This window comes from Streptomyces incanus, assembly GCF_042656345.1.
Classification (GTDB): domain Bacteria; phylum Actinomycetota; class Actinomycetes; order Streptomycetales; family Streptomycetaceae; genus Streptomyces; species Streptomyces incanus.
In genome coordinates this window covers 9,197-29,952 of the sequence record NZ_JBHSPC010000032.1, presented here as the reverse complement: position 1 = coordinate 29,952, position 20,756 = coordinate 9,197, and the positions used below count along the sequence as shown (strand labels likewise).

Here is a 20,756-nt window from a genome sequence, read left to right as displayed (position 1 = left end):
GGCCGGCCTCCGCCGGCCGCCGACACCGTCCCTCGTAGCCCGTCCGCCGTCCGCCGTCCCCCGTTGCCAGGCCGAGATCATCGGGGCCGTTGCCAGGTCCAGGGTGTCGGCGATGACGTCGGCGAGGTGGCGGTCGATGTCCTGGGCGGTGGCGATGCCCGCGGTGACGAGCTGGTCCCGGGCCGGTCGGACGGTGGCGGACTCCAGGGCCGCGCCGGCGGTACGGCTACGGCATGGTCACCGGCGTCGTGTCCGTCGCGTGTCCGCTGCCGTACCGGGCCTTTCGGCGCAGCCGCCGGCTCTGACACGCAGGGCATCCGCCGCCGCACGGGCGCGGGGCGCCGCACGGCACACGGGCGCGGGGCGCGGCACGGCCCGCGTTCAGCCGGACGGGACCCTGGCGTAGACGCTCTCGGCCCAGGTGGCGAGCTGGTCTTCCGTCAGGTGCTGGGCGAGGTCGGCTTCGCTGATCATGCCGACCAGGCGCTTGTCGTCGACGACGGGGAGCCGGCGGATGCGGTGTGTCTGCATCTCCCGGAGGACCTCGCCGACGTCGGCGTCCGCCGCGATCCAGCGCGGTGTGCCCTTGGCCATCTCGCCTGCGGTGACCCTGGCCGGGTCGTGGCCCATGGCGACACAGCCGACGACGATGTCGCGGTCCGTGAGGATGCCGCAGAGGCGCTCGTTCTCGTCGCTGATGGGCAGCGCGCCGACGTTCAACTCGCGCATCAACTGGGCGGCGCGGTCGAGCGTCTCGTGGGCGGGGATCCACTGGGCGCCGCGGTGCATGATGTCTCCGGCGGTGGTCATGAGATACCTCCCGGTGCCGGACGGCCGGCGCGGCGCGGGGCGCACCGCGAGTACCGGCGTCCTTCATTGTCGTCGTGTCACCAGGGCCCCGCACCTTCGCCCGGCCTCAGCCGTGCCACGCCGGGTGGCGGGGGTCGTCGGCGCGTACCAGGACGTCGGCGGTGCCGGCCGGGCCGGTCTCCCGCTCGTAGCGCTCGAAGGCGGGCAGGGTCCAGTGCCCGGACTCGGGGGTGCGGCGGCGCAGGGCGCCCGGCGAGAGCGAGACGTGGACGCTCAGGTCGAAGGGGAACCAGTGCCGCAGGAGGAGCGGGCCGTGCAGCAGCAGTACCCCGCCGGGTGGGAGCGGGACGTAGGAGCTGCGGGTGGCCCGGTCGGTGGCGGGGTCCCACAGGTCGGGCAGGACCCGTCCGTTCCCGCCCGGTTCGAGGGGGCCGAACACCTCGCGCCGGAGGGCGCCGGTGTCGTACCAGCCGTCGTAGTACGACTCCACGTCCTGGTGGCCGTACTCCAGCCGGACCGAGGCGGGACGCAGGAAGCCCTCCGCACCCACGACGAGGGAGGGGCACCCGCGGACGCGCAGGGCCTCGGCGACCCGTTCGGCGAGGTCTTCGGGACGGGCGGCCGGGGCGCCGTCGAAGGCTACGCGCGGCCAGGGACCGCCGTCGGACGTCTCCAGTGTCGCCACACGCTCGGCGAGGAGGTCGCCGAGCCGGTCCCAGGTGATCGCTTCGAATCGCACACCGCCATGATGCGCGGGCCGGCTGGACGCCCGCGCATGGCCCCGCGACGCTCGGCCATGGGCGCCGGGCCCGGGTCCGGCTTCACTGGTGGTGACAGGGGCCGCCGGGAGGAGGTCCGGCCGGGGACGGACGGGAGCCGACAACGTGATGGATGGACCGTACGTCGTGCCGACGGTGCTGGGCGTACTCGGGACCGGGCTGGTGGCGGGAGCCTTCTGCGCCTTCTCGACGTTCGTGATGAGGGGGCTCGCGGCGCTGCCGCCCGCGCAGGGGGTGGCGGCGATGCGGTCGGTCGACGTGGCCGCGGTGCGGGCGCCCTTCATGCTGGTGTTCCTCGGCTCGGCGCTGCTGTGCGCGGCGATCGCCGTGGTGACCCTGGTGACGGGGCCGGACGAGGGCGCGGCGTGGCTGCCGGCCGGCAGCACGCTGTACCTGTTCGGCGGGTTCGGGGTCACCGTGGTCGCGAACGTGCCGCGCAACAACGCTCTGGCCGGGCTCGATCCCTGCACCGCAAGGGCCGCCGCGTACGGGACCGCATACGTGCGCGAGTGGACGCGGTGGAACCACGTGCGCACGGTCGCCTCGACGGGTGCCGCGGTGGCGTACGTACCGGCTCTCACCTGACGGCACGCGGACGGCACGGAAAGCGCCGCCGGCAGGCCTGCGGGTGGGCATGAGCAGTCGTATCGTGGCCGGAGAGCCCCGGAGCCCAATGGGAACGCCAGGTCCGAAGCGACAGGTCCGGAGACAAGAGACGCCGGGGGTGAAAGCCTCCCGGCCCCCGAGCAGTGCCGTCCGACCACGAACGGCCTGTCACTCGCGTACATGAGGAAGAGCGCAAGGAAGACGGCCATGGCCGATCCCAAGGGGTTCCTGACCACGCCGCGCCAGGAGTGGCCGCGCAGGCCCGTCGGGGAACGGGTCCGGGACTGGAACGAGGTGTACGTCCCCGGCGCGCTGCTGCCCATCGTCGGTCCGCAGGCCGACCGCTGCATGGACTGCGGCGTCCCCTTCTGCCACGAGGCCTGCCCGCTGGGCAATCTGATCCCCGAGTGGAACGACCTGGTCGCGCGCGACGACTGGCGGGCCGCGGCGGAGCGGTTGCACGCGACCAACAACTTCCCCGAGTTCACCGGCAGACTGTGCCCGGCGCCCTGCGAGGCGGGATGTGTGCTCGCCATCAACCAGCCCGCCGTGACGATCAAGAACGTCGAGTGCGCCATAGCCGACCGGGCCTGGGAGGAGGGCTTCGCCGGGCCGGCCCCGCCGGACCGGCTCTCCGGCCGGACGGTCGCCGTGATCGGCTCGGGTCCCACCGGACTGGCCGCGGCCCAGCAGTTGACCCGGGCGGGGCACACGGTCGCCGTGTACGAGCGGGACGACCGGATCGGCGGGCTGATGCGGTACGGCATCCCCGCGTTCAAGATGGAGAAGCGTCATCTGGAGCGGCGCATCGAGCAGATGCGGGCCGAGGGGACGAAGTTCCGTACGTCCACGACGGTCGGGCGCGATGTCGACGCCGCCGGGCTGCGGGCGCGTTACGACGCCGTGGTGATCGCCACCGGGGCGACCGCGTGGCGGGAACTGGACGTTCCTGGACGGGAACTGACCGGAGTTCACCAGGCCATGGAGTATCTTCCCCTGGCCAACCGGGTGTGCGAGGGGGACCTGAAGACGTCCCCCCTGTCCGCCGCGGGCCGGGATGTCGTCATCGTCGGGGGTGGTGACACGGGCGCCGACTGTCTGGGCACGGCCGTGCGGGAGAGGGCCGCGTCCGTGACGCAGCTGGACATCTACGACCGGCCGGGCGGCGAGCGCGACGAGGACACCGAGCCCTGGCCGACGTACCCGAAGCTGTACCGGCTGTCCGGCGCGCACGAGGAGGCCGGTGTGCTGCGGACGGCACCGGAGGCGGCCGAGGACTCCGACGCGCGGCTGTTCGCGGCGTCCACGCTGCGCCTCACCGGCGACACGGACGGGCGGGTCCGGGCGTTGCACCTGGTCGGGGTGGACGCGGAGCGCCGCGCTCAACCCGGTACCGAGCGTGTCCTGCCCGCCGGCCTCGTCCTCCTCGCGCTCGGCTTCTCCGGACCCGACCAGGAGGACGGGCTCGTCGCGGGGCTCGGTCTGGAACTGGAGCCGCGCGGCACGATCGCGCGCGACGCCGGCTTCGCCACGAACGTGCCGGGTGTGTTCGCGGCCGGGGACGCCGCCCGCGGGCAGTCGCTGATCGTGTGGGCGATCGCCGAGGGCCGGGCGGTGGCGGCGGCCGTCGACCGTCACCTGACCGACGGCACCACCCGGCTCCACGCCCCCATCGGCCCGTACGACCGCCCGATGACGGTGTGACGCCCACCGACGGGCAGCGCCCGCCCCTCGCACTGCCCAGGGTCTACGCCTTGCGCCCCACCGCCCCGTACCCCGGGATCACCCCGTCGTCCTGGCCGGGTACGGGCTCGCCCAGTTCGGGGTGCCACAGGTGGGGCACCTGGACACCGGGGTCGACCAGATCGAGGCCGGCGAAGAGGTGGGTGAACTCCTCGCGGGAGCGCAGGGCCAGTGTGACGCCCGCGGCCTTGAGCTTCTCGGTGGCCGCCTTCGATTCCTCAGGGGTGAAGTCGGACGTCGCGTGGGAGAGCACCAGGTAGCTGCCGGAGGGCAGATCGGCGAGCAGCCGGCCGACCAGCTCGTGGGCGCCGTCCTCGTCGGAGATGAAGTGCAGCAGCGCGATGAGGGAGAGCGCGACCGGCTGGTCGAAGTCGAGGACCTTCCGCGCACCCTCCAGGATTCTCTCCGGCTCGCGCACATCGGCCTGGAGGTACTCGGTCACCCCCTCGTCGGTGCCGCGCAGCAGCGCGCCCGCGTGGGCCAGCACGATGGGGTCGTTGTCGCAGTAGACGACGCGCGCGTCCGGTGCGATCTCCTGGGCGACCTGGTGGAGGTTCGGCTCGGTGGGGATGCCGGTGCCGATGTCGAGGAACTGACGTACGCCCTGGCCGGCGAGCCAGCGCGTGGCGCGCTGCATGAAGGCGCGATTCACCCGCGCCATCACGGGCACCCTCGGGTCGAGGGCGAGCATCTGCCGGCCCATGGCCTCGTCGACGGGATAGTTGTCCTTGCCTCCGAGGTACCAGTCGTACATCCGCGCGGTGTGCGGCTTGCTCGTGTCGATCTCGACGGGGTGCTGTTGCCCGGTCATGACGAACTCCGTAAGTGTCTGCAACTGTTAGTGATCAATTTCAGTGCCGAGCCAGTGTGGTGGGTGGAGCGGGCGGGGGATGCCCGGAACAGAGTGCTGCGCGGGGACGAGGGTGCGTACTCAGCAGGGAGGAAGGGAAGGGAGGCGGGAGGGGGGAACAAGCAACATCGGGTGTATGCCGGGAAGCAACGGTAGGACGGTCGACAAGGGTCAGGACAGCAGGAAATCCGCCTCTCCCGCTTTGGCTCCTTCGATGAAGGCCGTCATCTCGGCCGAGGTGTAGATGAGCGCCGGTCCGTCCGGGTCGGTGGACTGCCGTACGGCGATCCGGCCGTCGTCGAGCTTCATCGCCTCCAGGCAGTTGCCGCCGTTGCCACCGCTCCAGGGCTTGTGCCAGCCCTCGCTGCCCAGCTCGTGCGCGGGCATGCCGTTGTAGATCCGCCCGGTGCGGGCCCGGGGCGGGTGCACCGGCAGGGGGGAGGACAAGGACAGGGACAGGGGTTTGATGTGGTTCATTCACAGCTCCTTGCGGAGATCCCTGAGGATCACCTTCGTGCGATGTGCTGTAGCGGCCTGCGCCGCCATGCGGTCCATGACCTCGAGGTGGGTCGCCACCTCGGCACGCGCGTCCAGGTAGACGGCGCCGGTCAGGTACTCGCTGTAGACCATGTCCGGCAGTTCGGGCATGGCGAATCGGAACAGCACGAACGGCCCGTACGTGCCGGGGTGCGGTCCGCCGGCGAACGGGGCGACCTGCAGTGTCACGTTGGGCAGCTTCGTGGCCTCGAGAAGCCTGTCGATCTGGGCACGCATCACCTCCGGGCCGCCGACCGGACGGCGCAGCGCCGTCTCGTCCATCACGACCCACAGCCGGGGCGCGTCGTCACGGGTGAGCAGATCCTGCCGTTGCATGCGCAGGGCGACGTGCCCCTCGATGTCCTCGGGCCGGGTCTGCCCGATGGCCCCCGAGCGCAGCACGCCCCGTGCGTACTCCTCGGTCTGCAGCAGACCGGGGACGAAGTGGGGCTCGTAGCTGCGGATGAGCGTAGCCGCGCCCTCGAGGCTGACGTACATCGAGAACCAGCCGGGCAGGATCTCGTGGAAGCGCTGCCACCAGCCGGGCCGGTTGGCGTCCTCCGCCAGCTGTACGAAGGCGTCGGCCTCGCTGTCGGAGACCCCGTAGGCCTTCAGCAGAAGCTGGATGTACGGGATCTTGAGCGCGACCTCGGCCATCTCCATGCGCCGGATCGTGGCGGGGGCGACGCGCAGGACGCGTGCGGCCTCCTCACGCTTGAGGCCGGCGCTTTCCCGCAGATCCAGCAGGCGCCGGCCGAGGACGACCTGGCCGACCGTCGGCGCGGACCGCGGTTCGCTCACGCTCCACCTCCACGAAAAGGGTTTCCTGACGTTCCCGAAGCTGACAGCTCCGACAGCCCCGACAGCCCTGCGGCGCCAACCCAAGACCACTCGAAGGTTTCTTCGATGACCTCAACTGGCGCCGCGCGGGGTGCTGTTACGAGCAGTGTGCCACGGCCGTCCAGACCGTCACACGGCACTCTGGACTTTTCAGAGTGACACTTGCCAAGTGTGCACGGCGGGGCGATAGTGGCAAGCGTGATTCCGTCCGTGCCCTTAGGAACAGACGCCGCTGCGCGCCCCTTCGGTCTTGGCCCCGCCTCGGGAGCCGCCGACCCCGCAGGGGCTGCTGTCCAGCGCCGGTTCCGCTTCGAACTGGCCGCCCATCCGGGTTCTCCCGCGCAGGCCAGACGCCTGACGAGGGCCCGGCTGACCGGCTGGTCGGTGTGCGAGGACACCTGCGACACAGCGGCTCTGGTCGTCTCCGAACTCGTCACCAACGCCATCGTGCACACGGCGAGCAGCCACATAGTCTGCGAGCTGCACGACGGCGACGAACTGGTGCGCATCGCCGTGCGGGACGAGGGCTGCGCCCCCGGCCGGCCCCGTGCGAACACCCGGCGGCAGCCGGAGGAGGAGCACGGCAGGGGACTGCTTCTCGTCGACGCCGTGTGTCACGCCTGGGGCGCCCACGAGCAGGGCCCCGGGCTGCTGGTCTGGGCCGAGCTGCCCCGTAAGGCCGACGCACCGCCTCCGTCCGACGGGCCGCGGAACGACCTCGGCTGGGGCGAGCGCCCCAAGCCGGGCCCGGCCGATGGCCAGGACGAGGGCGGGGAGCCCGAGCAGCGGCACCACCGCGATGCGGCCCCGACCGCTCCGCGCACACCTCCTCATCAGCGCATTCATCAGCACACGGCCCCGCACCAGTACCGCCGGGACGGGGGACGGGTGTGACGGGCGCTCGGACCGCTCGGCCCCTGAGCCTGAACACGCTGGTGCGCCTCCAGCGCGGGCCGCGGACTCCCGCCGCACCGCTCCTGCGCCTGCCCGTCCCCGAGGGGATGACGGCGCCGATGGGCTGCGACGCGGTGGCGGTACCGGCCCGTTTCGGGCCGCTTGTCATGCCTCGGCTGCCACGGGTGGGGTGCGTGTACGCCGATGAGGCGCACTGGTGGTGGCTGGTTCCGTCCGATTCGGACTACGCCCTGGAGTGGCCCGCCCCCGCGCGGTACGACACGGGGGCCGTCGTACCGGACGCCCCGGACCTCCCCGGCCTGATCCACCGCCCTGACGGCACGCTTCCGTACACTCCGCCGATACCGCTCTACCTGGCGGTGTGCCGCCTGACGGACACGACCCCGAGCTGGTCCCGCCCGGTCACCGCGTAGGGCTCCCGGGCCTTACGCGGCGCGCTTCGCACCGCCGTGCCCCGTGCGGGCTCACGCGGCCGCGTCGGCGCTGCCGTCGCCACCGCGGACGATCACCAGGAACGTGTCGGTCGTGAGGTCCATGACGACCTCGGCGAGCAGGCCCTCCATGCGTCGTGCCCGCGCGAACTCCTCCGCGGGCCAGGAGCCCCGCGGGCCACCCGCGGGAAAGCGTTCAAGCACCGTTCGCCCGTTCACCTGCTGCCTCTCCTTCGGCGTTGCACTCGTAGAGTCAAACGCCGACGGCGGGAAAACGCCTCGCTCAGTGACGCTACTGAGACGTGGTTGACACCCGTTCACCCTCAGGAGTGGGCGAACTCTCCACTCTCTCGAACATGTGGTCACTCTCTGCACGAGGTTCCGCACTCATCGCACTCGTCTCGTTCGTCTTACCCGTCGTACTCGTCGTGATAGCGGATGCGCTCGCTGCCCGCCGGGGCCCCGAAAGCCGACGCGCGCCCCTCGGGGTCCTCCCACTCCTCCTGCCTGCCGAGCGCCGTGAGGTCCAGCAGGCTGGTGGTCGAGCCGAGTCCGTCGAGGCCGCGTTCGTAGGTCGAGTACGTGTGGAAGACGCGGCCCCCGTCCCGCAGGAAGCAGCTGAGGCCCGGCCGCTCGACCAGCTCTCCGTCACGCTCGAGGGTGACCTCGAAGTCCTTGTTGAAGTCGTCGGCGTAGGAGGAGTACCAGGGCAGCGTCCAGCCCATCCGCGCCTTGAACGGAAGGATCTTCGGGTACGGCGCCCGGGAGACGGCCGCGAAGGTGGTGTCGCGGGCCTTCAGGTGGGCGAGGTGTCCGATCTGGTCCAGGAACCCGGAGCAGCTGCGGCACCCGGTGTCCCACTCGGGCGCGAACATGAAGTGGTACAAGACGAGCTGCCGCCGCCCCTCGAACAGATCGGACAGCCCGGCCTTGCCGTCGCCGCCCTCGAACACGTACTCCCGGTCGATCCCGACCATGGGCAGCCGGCGCCGCTCGGCGTTGAGCGCGTCCTTCGCGCGGGTGACGACCTTTTCCTTGACCAGCAGTTCCGCACGCGCCACGCGCCAGTCCCCGCGCGAGACGATCTCCGGAAGCGACATGGTTCCTCCTGTGCAACAGTCCCGTTGCAAGGAGTGACCGGCGCCGTCACCGGAACTCATCGCAACTCGCCCGCCCGGTTCCGAAATTTTTCGCACCGGTCGTGCGGGCGCGGGTGCGTCGGGAATCACCGGCCGCTCACGGCCGCACGGACCGCGCCCCATCATCGGCTCGCCCGGCGACGGGCAGCTCCGGCAGCCGGACCCCGACGCGCTCGCGGCGCCGGTCGAGGGCGTCCCGGAGTTCGGCGAGCTGCTCGGCGTGACGGGCGTCGAGCCGTCCCGTGTCGTCGAGGTGGACGGCGCAGGCGGTGGTGGTGTCGACGAGCCGTTCGAGGAGGGCGGCGAACTCGTCCGCGCCGTCGGCGTGCCGGGCGAGCGCGGAGAGTTCGGCGGAGGCGAGCGCGATGGCGCCGCGGGCCTCGGCGAGGGCGCGGTAGGCCTCGCGGCGCAGGACCCAGCGGGCTGCGCGGTCGCCGGACCCGTCCAGCACATGGGCGAGGTACGCGTACGCGGCGTCCCCCGCTTCCGTGAGCCGGACCCGGATGGCGCCGCCGCGCCGCACGGGCATCGGCAGGTGTCCGACGACGAGCACGATGGCGCAGGCCAGCAGTGTCTCGCCGATCCGTGCCACGGAGGCCTGCGGTTCACCGCCCACCATCACCAGGGCGAGCACGAGCACGGTGATGACGGTGGTCTGCGCGGCGAAGTGCCGGGCGGCGACCGGGATGAGCGCCCCGCTGACCGCCACCAGCGCGATGAGCCCTTCCGGCCGGGGCAGCACGGCGGCGAACCCGGCGAACAGGAGCGCCCCGAGCACGGTTCCGGCAGCCCGGTTCAGCACCCGCGAGGCGAGCGGTCCGAGGTCGGGCTTGACGAGGAAGACGGCGGTGACGGGCAGCCAGTACCAGTACTCGTGTTGCCCGTACCAGCGGGCGTGGTACAGGGCCTGGGCGACGGCGACGCTCACGCCGAAGCAGAGGGCGACCCGCAGGCCGTACTCCTGTCCCCGGGTGCCGAGGAGGGTACGGGTGAGAGCGGCGCGGGACCGGCGGCGCGTGTGCAGGTCGCCGCCGTCGGCCCGGTCGAAGGCCACGGCGGCGCGCAGGAGGGCGTCGTCGAGGGCGCGCAGCGCGGGGACGGACCGGGAGGGTGCGGGCAGCGGCCCGCTGGGGACGCCGCCGCGTACGGCGACGGCGAGCCGCCGGGGCCCCTCGGACGCGCGAGCCGGTACGGCCTCCCCTGCCCAGGCCAGCGCGGTCGCGGCCTCCGCCAGCGGCAGCGCGGCGGCGTACTGCGCGTGCAGTCGCCGTTCGGCCGCGGAACCGGCGTACCGCCGCAGCCGGGGTCCGGCGAGCACGTCCTGGGCGTGGTCGAGGGCGGCGGTGAGCGCGGCGCGCCGCGCGGTGGCGGTGGGTGAGCCGGTGGCGTCGAGCAGCGCGGCGACGGCCTCGTACACGCCGGCCACGGCATGCCGCTCGCCGTCGAACCGGAAGTCTCCTGCGAGGGACCCCGGAGCGGGCAGCGCCAGCCGCAGCAGGAGCAGCCACGCGGCTCCGGCGAGGAAGGCGAGCGCCCGTTGCCCTCCGGGTTCGGGCAGGGGCATCCCGGCGCCGACGGCGGCCCCGACGAGCAACTGGATCCCGGCGGCGGAGCCGATGGGACCCAGCGCGCTGACCGCGCCGGCGACCAGCCCGCACCCGGTCAGTGTCAGCGTCAGCAGCACGGCCGGGAGGTGGTCCCCCGTGTACGTCCCGACGAGGAGCCCGGCCGCCCCGGCGAGCGCGGGCACTCCGATCCGGCTGACGGAGACGCGTCGGCTGCCCGGCCGGTCGTTGAGCCCGGCGAACATGGCGCCGATGGCGGCGACGACGCCGAGGGTGGGCCACCCGGCGAGCACGGCGGCGACCAACAGGGGCCCGCCGCCCAGCGCCCCCCGCGTGACCGCGCTCCACGGGACCGGTCCGCGCTGGGCCCGCAGGGCGTGGGCGAGCCAGAGAGGTACGGCGGGCGTGCTGCGGGACACGGTGCTCCAGTCGTCTCGTCGGGGCGGGGCGGGGTCGGGCTCGCGGGCGACGGTGACCGGGCGGGGGCGCGGTGTCCACGGTAGGCGGGGTTGCCTGAGGGAAGGGAACGGTCGCGTTTCCGGGGCGTGACGATGCGAGCAAAGAGTGCGTTCTGAAGGAACGCGGTCCGTGATGCGCTTGTTCCGTGGGGTCCCGCAGGACCGGGGTCGCTCGTCCCTCCCATGGGCCCGGTCCACCTCGAAAAGTCGCCGGACGGGAGGCCCGCGGCGGTGAAGGTCGTCAAGGCGTCGGTGGTCGACTCGGAGATCCGGCTGCGGTCGCCCGAGGCCGCGGTGCAGCGAGAAAAGGTGCGGCGGCCGCGCACGCTCACTTCCAGGCCCGCCCGGACCCCGAGATCGCGGCCGGCCGCTGGTCGCCGTCGCAGTCCTCGTAGGCACGCCGGTGCCCCGTGACCCAGGTCGGCGGTCACGGGGCACCGCGACGCTCTTCGCTCTACGCGGTGTGCCCTGCGGCGAACCCGACGAACTCCGCCCACGCCTCCGGCGCGAGGCCGAGCATCGGGCCTGCCTTGTCCTTCGAGTCACGTACGCACAGGACACCGCTCCCGGCGGCTACCTCAACGCACTCTCCACCGTCCCCGGCGCTGTAACTGCTCTTGAACCACGCCAGGTTGTCGAAGTCTCGCCCGGTCGTTTCCCCGCTCATCCCTCTCCCAACAACTTCTCGATCAACGAGAGCGATTCAGCCGGTGTGAGCGCCTGCGCTCGGAGACTTCCGTACGCAGCCTCAAGCTCCCGGACCTTCCCGCGCTCGGTGTGGACGTGGCTGTCGCCTTGCACCTCTGTGTAGGCGATCCTCCGCTCATCCCTGGTCTCCATCAAGGTGAACGGACCGGCCAGTCCTGCATGTTGCCTGCGGGAGAGGGGCATCGTCTGGATCTCGACGTTCCGCTGCTCCCCGGCCAGCATGAGGTGTTCCGTCTGGCCCCGCCAAACGGTCTCGCCGCCGAGTGGGCGGTGCAGCACCGCCTCATCGATCACGAAGGTCAGGTGCGGTGCCGGGCGTCGGGCGAAGATGTCCTTCCGCGCCATGCGGGCGGCGACGCGCTGCTCGATGATCGCCTCGTCCAGCAAAGGGCGCCACATCGCGCACACGGCACGGGCGTACTCCTCGGTCTGCAACAGTCCAGGGACGGTCCTGGTGGCGTACACGTGGAGTTCGACCGCCTGTGCCTCCAACCGCGCCGCGTCCCGGAAGAACGCCGGATACTGCGCCCGAGCCACCTCCGCCTTCCCCGCCTTCAACAGCCCACCCGCGTCCAGCAGTTCATCCGCCTTGTCGATGAACCTCGGCGGGGGTGCTGGACGAGTTCCACACCTACGACGGCGCGCAGGGCACGGCCCGGCGCAGCAGGGCTTCGGCGTCCGCGACCGCCCGGACGAGAGCGTCCGGGCTCCGCGTCAGGCCTTCCGTCAGCGCGTCCACGTCGGTCAGCCCCGCCCGCCCGACCAGCCCCTTCTCATTCGTCACCCACTCCCCGCGCGCCGCCATCACCGCGTGCGCGGTCTGGGTCGCGGCGACGGCGATGGCTCCCGCGACCTGGGTGACGGCGCCCTTGGGGGCGTGGCCGGCCTTGGCGTAGGCGAGGGTGGCGGCGGCCGTGCCGTACCAGCGGGGCGGGGCGGTCTTGCGCAGGGCCGGTGGGTAGGCGGCGGGGCGGGGCAGTTCGCCGCGCAGGGTGCGGTTGATCGCCAGTTCGGCGACCAGGAGGTACGTCGGGATGCCGGCGAGGTGGAACATCAGCGGCTCGACGCGGAAGCGGCCCTGCTCCGCCTCGGCCAGTTCGTGTTCGACGACGTCGAGGTCGCGGTAGTGGACGTCGACCCGGCGGCCGTCGATGGTCAGCCAGCCGCCGCCGTTGAACACGCCGCCGCCCCAGCCGCCGATGTCGGACACCTCGCCCTCCCAGCCGACCGCGCGCAGGTCGTCGGGGTCGAAGGCGCCCTCGCCCCGGTAGTACACGGCCAGGTCCCAGTCGCTGTCGGGCCGATCGGTGCCCTGCGCACGTGAGCCGCCGAGGGTGACGGCGCGGACGCCGGGGAGGGCGGCGAGCCGGTCGGCGGTCATCTCGAGGAAGGCCTGGTCCGGGAGGGAGGGCAGGGGCACGGACACTGCTGGGTCTCCTGACAGTCAGGGGTGTGCGGGTGTGCGGGTGTGCGGGTGTGGACGGTACCGGTGCGGCTCGGCTCGGGCGAAGGGAAATTCGGGTGCGGCGGCGGATTCGGCGCCCGCATGATCGGGAGTTCGTCCGTCGTGCCTCGATTCGGAGATCCCTCATGATCCAGCGCGTCACCGTCCCCGGTCTCTTTCCGCCTCCCCTCTACTCACATGCCTCCGTCGTCGAGGCGGGCACCAAGCTGGCGTTTCTCGCCGGGTCGGTTCCGCTCGACGCCGGCGGGAAGCTCGTCGGGGAGGGGGATCCGGTGCGGCAGGCCGAGCAGGTGCTGGCCAACCTCGAGGAGCAGGTGCGTGCGGTGGGAAGCGACCTGTCACAGGTGGTGTCGACGGACGTGTACGTCGTGAGCGGTGAGCCCGCCGCGCTCTCCGCCGTGTGGGACGTCGTCGAAGCGTCCGGGCTGAGTACCGGGCCGCACTCGTCGACCCTGCTCGGTGTGGCCTGCCTCGGTTACCCCGGGCAGCTCGTCGAGATCACCGCGACGGCCGTCGTGCCGGACGCGGCGGCGGAGTCGTGATCATCGAGGACCGGGCGGTGGACCTGCGCCGGGCCCTGCCCGCCGACTCCGCCCCCGCGGCCGGCGTCTGGCTGCGGTCGTTCGCCGCGGCCCTGCCGGGCGTGGTCCGGCCCCGGTCCGACGACGAGGTGCACGGCTGCTTCCGTCATGTCCTCGTGCCGCTGCGCGAGACATGGGTGGCGGAGACGGAGGGCGGGGACGTCGTCGGCGTGATGGTGCTGGAGGACGAGGAGCCGGCGCAGCTGTACCTCGCCCCCGAGTGGCGCGGGCGCGGACTGGGCGACCGGTTCGTCGCCCTGGCCAAGGAGCACCGCCCCGAGGGCCTTTTCCTGTGGACCTTCCAGGTCGACGGGCCCGCGCACCGCTTCTGCGAGCGGCACGGTTTCGAGGCCGTCGAGTGGACCGACGGGAGCCGGAACGAGGAGCGGGAGCCGGACGTGCGGTTCGTGTGGCGGCCGTAGAGCGGGCGTGGGGCGGCCTCCTGTGGGAGGCGCACCCTGTGGGGCACCCGCCGCACGCGTACGCGTCAGGCCTCGGTGCGCGCGTACCTGTCCGTCGCCGCCACCAGGACGTCGTCCCCGACGGCCCCGGCGTCGTGGCCGGCCTCGTCGACGACCGTCAGCTCGGCGTCCGGCCAGGCGTGCTGGAGCCGCCAGACGATGCCGAGCAGATTGCCGAGGTCGAGGCTGCCCTGGACCAGGGTGCCGGGGATGCCCTTCAGCAGATGCGCGTCGCGGAGGACCACGCCTTCGTCGTTGCCCTCTCCGAGGAAGTGGTCGTTGCCCCAGTAGTGGGTGACGGTGCGGGCGAAGCCCCTGCGGAACACCGGGTCCTGGAAGCGCGCGACCGAGTCCGGCGGCGCGGGGATGATCGCCGTCTCCCAGTCGGTCCAGGCCCGTGCGGCCCGTTCCCGGACCTCCGGGTCGGGGGACTCGAGCAGCCTGTTGCAGGCGGCGGCGAGGTTGTCGTCGCGTTCACCGGCGGGAAGTTCGCCGACGAAGCGTTCGAAGGCCTCCGGGAAGATCTTCCCCAGCCCACGGGTCAAAAGGGCCACCTCGGGGTTGGAGCCGGTGGCCACCCCGGTCAGCACCAGCTCGGTCACCACCCCGGGGTGCGTCTGCGCGTACCGCAGTCCCAGCGCCGATCCCCAGGAGATGCCCCACACCAGCCACCGCTCGATGTCCAGGTGGGCGCGCAGCCGCTCCAGGTCGGCCATGAGGTGGGCGGTCGTGTTCACGCTCATGTCGGTGGCGTGGTCGGCCGCGCTCGGTGTCGACCGTCCGGCGCCGCGCTGGTCGAGGAGCACGACGCGGTACGCGGCGGGATCGAAGAAGCGGCGGAGACCGGGGCTCGCGCGACTGCCCGGGCCGCCGTGCAGCACCACCGCGGGCTTGCCGTGCGGGTTCCCGCAGGTCTCCCAGTACACATGGTTGCCGTCGCCGACGTCGAGCATGCCGTGGTCGTACGGTTCGATGTGCGGGTAGAGGCCCATCGGGACACCGTAGTGCTCATGTCGCGAGGGCTCCTCTCCTTTCCGGGTGGGCGCTCCCGTCATTTCCGGGTGGGTGCTCCCGCCGCTTCGGCCGCCGTGCGCAGCACCTCCCGCAGCATGGCGGGGGTGAGCTTGCCGGTGAAGGTGTTGCGCTGGCTGACGTGGAAGCAGCCGAAGAGGTGCAGGTCGTCGCCTTCCGGAGCGGGAAGCGTGACACGGGTGCCGTGGGCGAAGGCCGGGCGGGGGCGGGGTACGGTCCAGCCCGCCTCGGCGAACGCGGGCAGGGCGGCCTGCCATCCGAAGGCGCCGAGGACGAGCGCGGCCCGCACCGTCGGCCGCAGGAGCCGCAGCTCCTGGAGCAGCCAGGGCCGGCAGGTGTCCCGTTCCGCGGGGGTCGGTTTGTTGGCGGGCGGGGCGCAGTGCACGGGCGAGGTGACGCGTACGCCGTACAGTTCCAGACCGTCCTCTGCATGTGCGGAGGTGGGCTGCGAGGCGAGACCGACGTCGTACAGCGCCTCGTACAGCACGTCTCCGGAACGGTCTCCGGTGAACATCCGCCCGGTGCGGTTGCCGCCGTGCGCGGCGGGCGCCAGCCCGACGATCAGCAGCCGGGCGTCCGGCGGCCCGAATCCCGGCACCGGCCGTCCCCAGTACGTCCAGTCGGCGAACGCGGCGCGCTTGGTACGGGCGACCTCCTCCCGCCAGTCCGCCAGCCGCGGGCAGGCACGACAGCCGGCGATACGCCGGTCGAGAGCGGAGAGGCTCGGTGAGACGTGTGCGCAGGAGGGGGCAGGGGGATCGGGGAGGCCGCTGGGATCCATGACTCCACGGTAGGACGCGCCGCCCAGCCGTCCCTGACTGAGGGCGCCCACAAGTCCGCGGATGCCGGCCGACCGGCACCGACGGCTCCCCCGACCGGCGCCGAGGGCTGCCCCAGGCCTCTCGGCCGGCTCCCCTGCGGCGACCGAAATCCCTTCTCACCGGGCCGCCCCGGAGGACTAAAGTCGGGACCATGGCTTCTGAGGGTGCGGAGTACGGCAGGACGCGTGGCGGCGGGGACACCGCGAAGAAGGCGGCCCCCACAGGGGAAACCGCTTCCGCGCCTCCCTCCGCGCGCGCTGACGAGGTCTCCCCCGACTCGGGCGGGACAGCCGCTCCGGACCCGAAGACCGCCGCCGCCGTGGCTGCTGCCGAGGCCGCCGGACCGCAGAGCGGCGAGACCGTCCGGACCGACAGCTGGATCTGGTCCGTACGCCTGGTCAAGACCCGTTCCCTCGGTGCCAACGCCTGCCGCGGTGGCCATGTACGCGTGAACGGTGAGCGGGTGAAGCCCGCGCACTCGCTGCGCGTCGGTGACGAAGTGCGTCTGCGGCATGACGGGCGGGAACGGGTCGTCGTCGTCAAGCGCCTGATCCGCAAGCGGGTGGGCGCCCCGGTCGCGGTCCAGTGCTACATCGACAACTCCCCGCCGCCCCCGCCCCGCGACGCCGTCGCCCCGGCCGGCATCCGGGACCGCGGCGCGGGTCGCCCGACCAAGCGCGACCGCCGCGAGCTGGAACGCCTCCGCGGCCTGGGCGGCCCAGGGGGCCTGAGCGGCCCTGACCTCCCCGGTGCCCTCGAAGGATCCGACGCACCGGCCGAGGCCGGCGGCCGTGGCCGGCGACCGGCCTCGAAGAAACGGCAGCGGCCCTGAACGACCGGCGGCGCACGGTACCGGGGCGGTCCCTGAGCCCAGGCCGAACCCGGGGATGCCCCGGACGCCGCCCCGGCGGGCACTCCCGTCTTACCGGGGCCGAACCACACCGCCGGGGCCGGCCCGCACCGCTCTCCCTCACCCCTGGCGGCGCACCAGCCGCAGCAGGTCAGCGTTGTGCTCCCGTCGTACCCAGGCGATGAGCACGAGCGGCACCATCAGAAGGAGCGGGGTCATCGCGTACTGACCGTCGAAGACGACGATCTGCACCACGCACGCCCCCACCATCAGCGCGCTCAGCCCGACCGCGGCCGCCGACTGCAGCACCGGGACCAGCAGGCCGATCGCACCTGCGAGTTCCAGCACGCCGATGGCGTACATCCCCGCGCTGCCCCAGCCCATGTCGTCGAAGGGCTCGACGGCCGAGGCGTGCGCGATGAGCTTCGGCAGGGCACTCGCGAAGGCGAAGAAGAGCGCGAGCACCACCTGTACGACGCGCAGCGCGACACCGGCCCACCGCCCACCGGCGGACGCGGAGGGGGACGCGGACGGGGTGGAAGCGGCGGATACGGCAGGGGTGGTGTGCTCGGACATGGTGTCTCCTGCGGGAAGCGGTCGGTGTCGCTGTCGTAGAGGTAGACCACCCCTCGCCCCCGAACTCATCGCCGACCAGGCGGGATTCCGGGGTTTCCGCTCAGTCAGCGGTCGCCGCCGCCACCGCCCTCACCCAGATCCCGTCCTCCGTCAGGTACCGGTCCACGCGCAGCCCCTCCTCCCCCAGTGCCTCCTCGAACTGCTCCTTCGTCAACGGCCGCGACCGGAACGTCTGTGTCCACACCGCGTCCGGGAACACATACTCCGCGTGCACCGCGTCGACCCCGTCGCCGACCGGCTCGGCCGACACGATCCGCGCGGTGAAGCCCGCCGGGTCCACCCGCTCGCGCGGCACGTTGGTGTGGTAGTCCTCGCCCTCCCGCTGGATCAGTACGCACCCTCCCTCCGCCAGATGCCGCACGCAGGTGCGCAGCAGCCCCCGCCGCACCTCCGCGTCGCCCGCGTGTACCAGGAACGAGGCGAGCAGCACCACGTCGAACGTCTCGTCCAGCCGCAACTTCTCTATGGGGCCGCATAGGGTCCGCGCCCCGCGCACGCGCTCCAGCATCTCGGCGGACTCGTCCACGGCCGTGACCGTGAATCCGCGCTCCAGCAGTGCGTGGGTCATCCTGCCCACGCCGCTGCCCAGTTCCAGGACGCTCGCGCCCTTCGGCACCGCGGCGGCGATGATGTCCGGCTCGTCCCCGACGGACAGCCGCGAGTACAGCTCCACCGCGCAGCCGTCCGGGGTGATCGCCCCGGGGCCCGTCCCCTCGTACCCTTCACGCATTTTCAGCTTCATGCCCGTCCAACGGACCGGATCCGCAAGCCCGTTCCCACTACCCTCCCGGTTCACTCGACCGAGTGACGGCTGGCCTTCGGGGGACGCGGGAGTCGTTCCCGGCGGTCCGGAGTACCGTGAGGAGGAGAATGGCGGTGATGCGATGCGTACGGGCAGTGAGCCGAGGACCGCGCGCAGTGCGCTGCGCATGCGGTTCTGGCTGAGCGTGTGGGGCGAGGTCTGGACGGTCTTCGGGACGGTGGCGTTCGCGCTCGCCGGGTATCCGGGCTGGGCGCTCGTCTGCGCGCTGCTGTGGCTGGTCGTCACCATCGACCTGATCGTGATCGTCCGGCACCTCCGTCAGGGGGCGCACTACCAGCCGGGCCGCGACGTGCCCCCGTACGAACCGCCGAGGGACACGCTGTGACCGGCGAACCAGGACCTGTGACCCGGCGGACGCCGTGACCGGGGTCGGGGAGCGGCGCGGACCCGCCCGGATGCCGTCCCTGCTGCCCGCCCGGCTGCCGTCCCGGCCGCCCGCTCAGTTGTCGTCGAAGCGCGCGGCCTTCAGGTACTCCGGGTTCGGGTCCAGGGCGGCGGCCAGCCGGAAGTGGCGCCTGGCGGGGTCGGGCCGGCTCTGCCGCTGGTAGGTGCGGGCGAGCGCGAAGTGCGCGAAGGCGTTGTCCGGTTCGCGCTCCAGGACAATGGAGAACTCGAGCTCCGCGGGGCGCAGCTGGGCCGCCGCGAAGAAAGCACGCGCGCGCAGCAACCGCGCTGCCGTGTTCTCCGGGTACGCGTCGATGACCCCGTCGAGCAGCTTCACCGCACCCCGCGGGTCCCGCGAGGCGAGCAGTTGCTCAGCGGCACGGAAGTCGATGACATGCGTCTCCGGTGTACGTCCGGTCGAACCACCGATCTCGGGCACAGCTGCATCCTTCCCTCGCCGAACCGGTTCAACGCCCCGGCCGGGGGCCCCTATTCCCGCGCGGGCCGCCGGTCCGCCCCCGCCCGGCGTACGAGCTCGGCCCATATGTCCTTCACCCGCCGCGCCAGCTCGTCCAAGGGCACGTCGTTGTCGAGGACGATGTCCGCGATCTCCCGGCGCTGCTCGCGCGTCGCCTGGGCGGCCATCCGCGCGCGGGCGTCCTCCTCGCTCATGCCGCGCCGGCCGACGAGTCGCTCGAGCTGGGTCTCGGCGCTCGCGTCGACCACGATCACGAGGTCGTAGAAGGACGCGAGGCCGTTCTCCGTGAGGAGGGGGACGTCGTGGACGACGACGGCGTCCTCGGCGGCGGCTTCCTCCAGCTCTCGGGAGCGTGCGCCCACGAGGGGGTGGACGATCGAGTTGAGGAGGGCGAGCTTCCCCGCGTCGGCGAAGACGATCGCGCCGAGCCTCGGCCGGTCCAGGCTGCCGTCCTCGGTGAGGATCTCCTCGCCGAAGGCCGCCACGACCGCCGTGAGACCGGGTGTCCCCGGTGCGACGACCTCGCGCGCGATGCGATCCGCGTCGATCAGTACGGCGCCGCACTCGACGAGCAGCCGAGACACCTCGCTCTTGCCCGCACCGATCCCACCGGTCAGTCCCACCGTCAGCATGTCCGAAAGCTTAGGGCCTGTCGCCGCCGGCGCCCCGGGCGGGACCCGGCACGCGGCGCCGGGCGGAGCGCGAAGGCCCCCGGCGTCCCAGTCGTCTCAGATATCGCCTTCGCGCTCCGCCAGGAACCGCTCGAACTCGAGCCCGATCTCGTCCGCCGACGGGATCTCCACCGGCTCGGCGAGCATGTTGCCCCGGGTTTCGGCACCCGCGGCGGCGTCGTACTGGTGCTCGAGGCCCTGGATGAGGGCCGTGAGCTCCTCGTCGCCCTCCTGCACCTGGCGGTCGATCTCGGTCTGGGTGCGGTGGGCGTCGGTGCGCAGGGAGTGCGCCACACCGGGCAGGACCAGGCCGGTGGCGGCCGTGATGGTCTCCAGGACGGTCAGCGCCGCGTCCGGGTACGCGGAGCGGGCGATGTAGTGCGGCACGTGCGCGGCGACTCCGAGCACGTCGTGTCCGGCCTGCATGAGCCGGTACTCGATGAGGGCCTCGACGCTGCCGGGCACCTGCGCCTCCTCGAAGGGGCTGCTGTGGGCCGGGACGAGGTCGGTGCGGTTTCCGTGCGGGGTGATGCCCACGGGGCGGGTGTGCGGGACGCCCATGGGGATGCCGTGGAAGTTCACCGCCAGGCGGACGCCGAGCCGCTCCACGATCTGCCGCACCGCGGCGGCGAACCTCTCCCACTCCACATCCGGCTCCGGCCCGGACAGCAGGAGGAACGGCGCTCCGGTGGCGTCCTGGACCAGCCGCACCTCGAGCGTGGGTACCTCGTAGTCGGTCCAGCGGTCGCGGGTGAAGGTCAGCAGAGGGCGGCGGGCCCGGTAGTCGACGAGCCGGTCGTGGTCGAACCGGGCGACGACCTGGTGGGGCAGCGAGTCGAGCAGCCGCTCGGCGATCTGGTCGCCGGTCTCGCCCGCGTCGATGTATCCGTCGAAGTGGTAGAGCATGACAAGACCGGCCGATTCCTGGGCGAGCGCCATGTCGACGACAGCCAGTCCCTTCGGCTCCCATGCGTACAAACCCTGCGGATCAAGCACAGTGACCGCCCCTCCTCGTGTTTCCTAGTGGACAACGTGACGCGCGGCACCGGCATTCCCGGAGTTCACCTTCGAATGCCCGCGTTCTCACGGGACTTCACGCGGAGCACCGCCCTCCGGCACCGGCCCGGGCACCGGCACCGGCCGGCGGGGCAGCCTCCCGGCCGGTCGGATCAC

The 20,756-nt window shown here is 72.5% G+C and carries 25 protein-coding genes and 2 pseudogenes; 8 read left to right on the top strand and 19 right to left on the bottom strand.

What is annotated here, in order from left to right; genetic code table 11:
* Nucleotides 1-60 precede the first annotated feature (60 nt).
* From ACFP2V_RS11970 to ACFP2V_RS11960, 3 genes and pseudogenes are all read right to left on the bottom strand, one after another.
* Nucleotides 61-219 (bottom strand): annotated as a pseudogene (locus tag ACFP2V_RS11970) (SAM-dependent methyltransferase); the annotation flags it as partial.
* Between the two features lie 162 nt (nt 220-381).
* Nucleotides 382-810, bottom strand: coding sequence for a CBS domain-containing protein (locus ACFP2V_RS11965; RefSeq protein WP_381209727.1), 429 nt, complete (start codon nt 808-810; stop codon nt 382-384).
* A 106-nt stretch (nt 811-916) separates the two neighbouring features.
* Nucleotides 917-1,549 carry a nucleoside/nucleotide kinase family protein gene (locus tag ACFP2V_RS11960; RefSeq protein ID WP_381209724.1) on the bottom strand — a complete coding sequence of 211 codons (633 nt, stop codon included), beginning with the start codon at nt 1,547-1,549 and terminating at the stop codon, nt 917-919.
* 145 nt (nt 1,550-1,694) lie between these two features.
* Between ACFP2V_RS11960 and ACFP2V_RS11955 the strand changes: the two genes are divergently transcribed.
* Complete coding sequence (locus tag ACFP2V_RS11955) at nt 1,695-2,174, top strand: anthrone oxygenase family protein (RefSeq protein WP_381209720.1); 480 nt, start codon at nt 1,695-1,697, stop codon at nt 2,172-2,174.
* 228 nt (nt 2,175-2,402) lie between these two features.
* Complete coding sequence (locus tag ACFP2V_RS11950) at nt 2,403-3,899, top strand: glutamate synthase subunit beta (protein ID WP_381209717.1); 1,497 nt, start codon at nt 2,403-2,405, stop codon at nt 3,897-3,899.
* Nucleotides 3,900-3,942: 43 nt separating this feature from the next.
* Here the strand turns inward: ACFP2V_RS11950 and ACFP2V_RS11945 are convergent, their stop codons facing one another.
* The 3 genes from ACFP2V_RS11945 to ACFP2V_RS11935 form a co-directional block, all read right to left on the bottom strand.
* A complete protein-coding gene (locus tag ACFP2V_RS11945) occupies nt 3,943-4,749 on the bottom strand; it encodes an SAM-dependent methyltransferase (RefSeq protein ID WP_381209715.1) in 807 nt (268 codons plus the stop codon).
* Nucleotides 4,750-4,959: 210 nt separating this feature from the next.
* Nucleotides 4,960-5,175 carry a DUF397 domain-containing protein gene (locus tag ACFP2V_RS11940; protein WP_381210353.1) on the bottom strand — a complete coding sequence of 72 codons (216 nt, stop codon included), beginning with the start codon at nt 5,173-5,175 and terminating at the stop codon, nt 4,960-4,962.
* 90 nt (nt 5,176-5,265) lie between these two features.
* A complete protein-coding gene (locus ACFP2V_RS11935; protein ID WP_381209712.1) occupies nt 5,266-6,126 on the bottom strand; it encodes a helix-turn-helix domain-containing protein in 861 nt (286 codons plus the stop codon).
* A 201-nt stretch (nt 6,127-6,327) separates the two neighbouring features.
* Between ACFP2V_RS11935 and ACFP2V_RS11930 the strand changes: the two genes are divergently transcribed.
* The gene (locus ACFP2V_RS11930; protein ID WP_381209709.1) at nt 6,328-7,059 is read left to right on the top strand and encodes an ATP-binding protein; all 732 of its coding nucleotides are present in this window, start codon (nt 6,328-6,330) and stop codon (nt 7,057-7,059) included.
* Nucleotides 7,056-7,493 (top strand): hypothetical protein, encoded by a 438-nt coding sequence (locus ACFP2V_RS11925; RefSeq protein ID WP_381209706.1) that lies wholly within the window; start codon nt 7,056-7,058, stop codon nt 7,491-7,493. Before ACFP2V_RS11930 ends, ACFP2V_RS11925 begins: the two co-directional genes overlap by 4 nt.
* A gap of 51 nt (nt 7,494-7,544) precedes the next feature.
* Here the strand turns inward: ACFP2V_RS11925 and ACFP2V_RS11920 are convergent, their stop codons facing one another.
* The 6 genes and pseudogenes from ACFP2V_RS11920 to ACFP2V_RS11895 form a co-directional block, all read right to left on the bottom strand.
* The gene (locus ACFP2V_RS11920) at nt 7,545-7,730 is read right to left on the bottom strand and encodes a hypothetical protein (RefSeq protein ID WP_381209703.1); all 186 of its coding nucleotides are present in this window, start codon (nt 7,728-7,730) and stop codon (nt 7,545-7,547) included.
* Between the two features lie 191 nt (nt 7,731-7,921).
* Nucleotides 7,922-8,611 (bottom strand): DUF899 domain-containing protein, encoded by a 690-nt coding sequence (locus tag ACFP2V_RS11915; RefSeq protein WP_381209701.1) that lies wholly within the window; start codon nt 8,609-8,611, stop codon nt 7,922-7,924.
* A 136-nt stretch (nt 8,612-8,747) separates the two neighbouring features.
* Nucleotides 8,748-10,634: an FUSC family protein gene (locus ACFP2V_RS11910; protein WP_381209698.1), complete on the bottom strand. Its 1,887-nt coding sequence runs from the start codon at nt 10,632-10,634 to the stop codon at nt 8,748-8,750.
* A 493-nt stretch (nt 10,635-11,127) separates the two neighbouring features.
* On the bottom strand, nt 11,128-11,340 hold the full coding sequence (locus ACFP2V_RS11905; RefSeq protein ID WP_381209695.1) for a DUF397 domain-containing protein: 213 nt from the start codon (nt 11,338-11,340) through the stop codon (nt 11,128-11,130).
* Nucleotides 11,337-12,002: pseudogene (locus ACFP2V_RS11900) on the bottom strand (DUF5753 domain-containing protein); the annotation flags it as partial. The gene ACFP2V_RS11905 and the pseudogene ACFP2V_RS11900, both read right to left, overlap by 4 nt.
* A gap of 10 nt (nt 12,003-12,012) precedes the next feature.
* Complete coding sequence (locus ACFP2V_RS11895) at nt 12,013-12,762, bottom strand: nucleotidyltransferase family protein (protein WP_381210350.1); 750 nt, start codon at nt 12,760-12,762, stop codon at nt 12,013-12,015.
* Nucleotides 12,763-12,971: 209 nt separating this feature from the next.
* On the opposite strand from ACFP2V_RS11895, the gene ACFP2V_RS11890 reads away from it, so the two are divergent.
* Nucleotides 12,972-13,388, top strand: coding sequence for a RidA family protein (locus ACFP2V_RS11890; protein ID WP_381209692.1), 417 nt, complete (start codon nt 12,972-12,974; stop codon nt 13,386-13,388).
* The gene (locus ACFP2V_RS11885) at nt 13,385-13,849 is read left to right on the top strand and encodes a GNAT family N-acetyltransferase (RefSeq protein WP_381209689.1); all 465 of its coding nucleotides are present in this window, start codon (nt 13,385-13,387) and stop codon (nt 13,847-13,849) included. Before ACFP2V_RS11890 ends, ACFP2V_RS11885 begins: the two co-directional genes overlap by 4 nt.
* 65 nt (nt 13,850-13,914) lie before the next feature.
* On the opposite strand, the gene pip is transcribed toward ACFP2V_RS11885, so the two are convergent.
* Nucleotides 13,915-14,880, bottom strand: a complete 966-nt coding sequence (gene pip, locus ACFP2V_RS11880) for a prolyl aminopeptidase (protein ID WP_381209686.1) — start codon at nt 14,878-14,880, stop codon at nt 13,915-13,917.
* Between the two features lie 59 nt (nt 14,881-14,939).
* Nucleotides 14,940-15,701 carry a uracil-DNA glycosylase gene (locus tag ACFP2V_RS11875; RefSeq protein ID WP_381209683.1) on the bottom strand — a complete coding sequence of 254 codons (762 nt, stop codon included), beginning with the start codon at nt 15,699-15,701 and terminating at the stop codon, nt 14,940-14,942.
* Nucleotides 15,702-15,892: 191 nt separating this feature from the next.
* Between ACFP2V_RS11875 and ACFP2V_RS11870 the strand changes: the two genes are divergently transcribed.
* A complete protein-coding gene (locus ACFP2V_RS11870) occupies nt 15,893-16,573 on the top strand; it encodes an RNA-binding S4 domain-containing protein (protein WP_381209680.1) in 681 nt (226 codons plus the stop codon).
* Nucleotides 16,574-16,711: 138 nt separating this feature from the next.
* On the opposite strand, the gene ACFP2V_RS11865 is transcribed toward ACFP2V_RS11870, so the two are convergent.
* Both ACFP2V_RS11865 and ACFP2V_RS11860 read right to left on the bottom strand, forming a co-directional pair.
* Entirely contained in the window at nt 16,712-17,167 is a 456-nt protein-coding gene (locus tag ACFP2V_RS11865) for a DoxX family protein (RefSeq protein ID WP_381209677.1), read from the bottom strand.
* A 100-nt stretch (nt 17,168-17,267) separates the two neighbouring features.
* On the bottom strand, nt 17,268-17,957 hold the full coding sequence (locus tag ACFP2V_RS11860; RefSeq protein WP_381209674.1) for a class I SAM-dependent methyltransferase: 690 nt from the start codon (nt 17,955-17,957) through the stop codon (nt 17,268-17,270).
* A gap of 154 nt (nt 17,958-18,111) precedes the next feature.
* On the opposite strand from ACFP2V_RS11860, the gene ACFP2V_RS11855 reads away from it, so the two are divergent.
* Nucleotides 18,112-18,375 carry a DUF6343 family protein gene (locus tag ACFP2V_RS11855; RefSeq protein ID WP_381209671.1) on the top strand — a complete coding sequence of 88 codons (264 nt, stop codon included), beginning with the start codon at nt 18,112-18,114 and terminating at the stop codon, nt 18,373-18,375.
* A 114-nt stretch (nt 18,376-18,489) separates the two neighbouring features.
* On the opposite strand, the gene ACFP2V_RS11850 is transcribed toward ACFP2V_RS11855, so the two are convergent.
* The 3 genes from ACFP2V_RS11850 to ACFP2V_RS11840 all read right to left on the bottom strand — a co-directional run bounded on the left by ACFP2V_RS11850 (nt 18,490) and on the right by ACFP2V_RS11840 (nt 20,579).
* Nucleotides 18,490-18,873, bottom strand: a complete 384-nt coding sequence (locus tag ACFP2V_RS11850; protein ID WP_381209668.1) for a tetratricopeptide repeat protein — start codon at nt 18,871-18,873, stop codon at nt 18,490-18,492.
* Between the two features lie 50 nt (nt 18,874-18,923).
* A complete protein-coding gene (gene coaE, locus ACFP2V_RS11845) occupies nt 18,924-19,544 on the bottom strand; it encodes a dephospho-CoA kinase (RefSeq protein WP_381209665.1) in 621 nt (206 codons plus the stop codon).
* 96 nt (nt 19,545-19,640) lie between these two features.
* On the bottom strand, nt 19,641-20,579 hold the full coding sequence (locus tag ACFP2V_RS11840; RefSeq protein WP_381209662.1) for a PAC2 family protein: 939 nt from the start codon (nt 20,577-20,579) through the stop codon (nt 19,641-19,643).
* Nucleotides 20,580-20,756 lie beyond the last annotated feature (177 nt).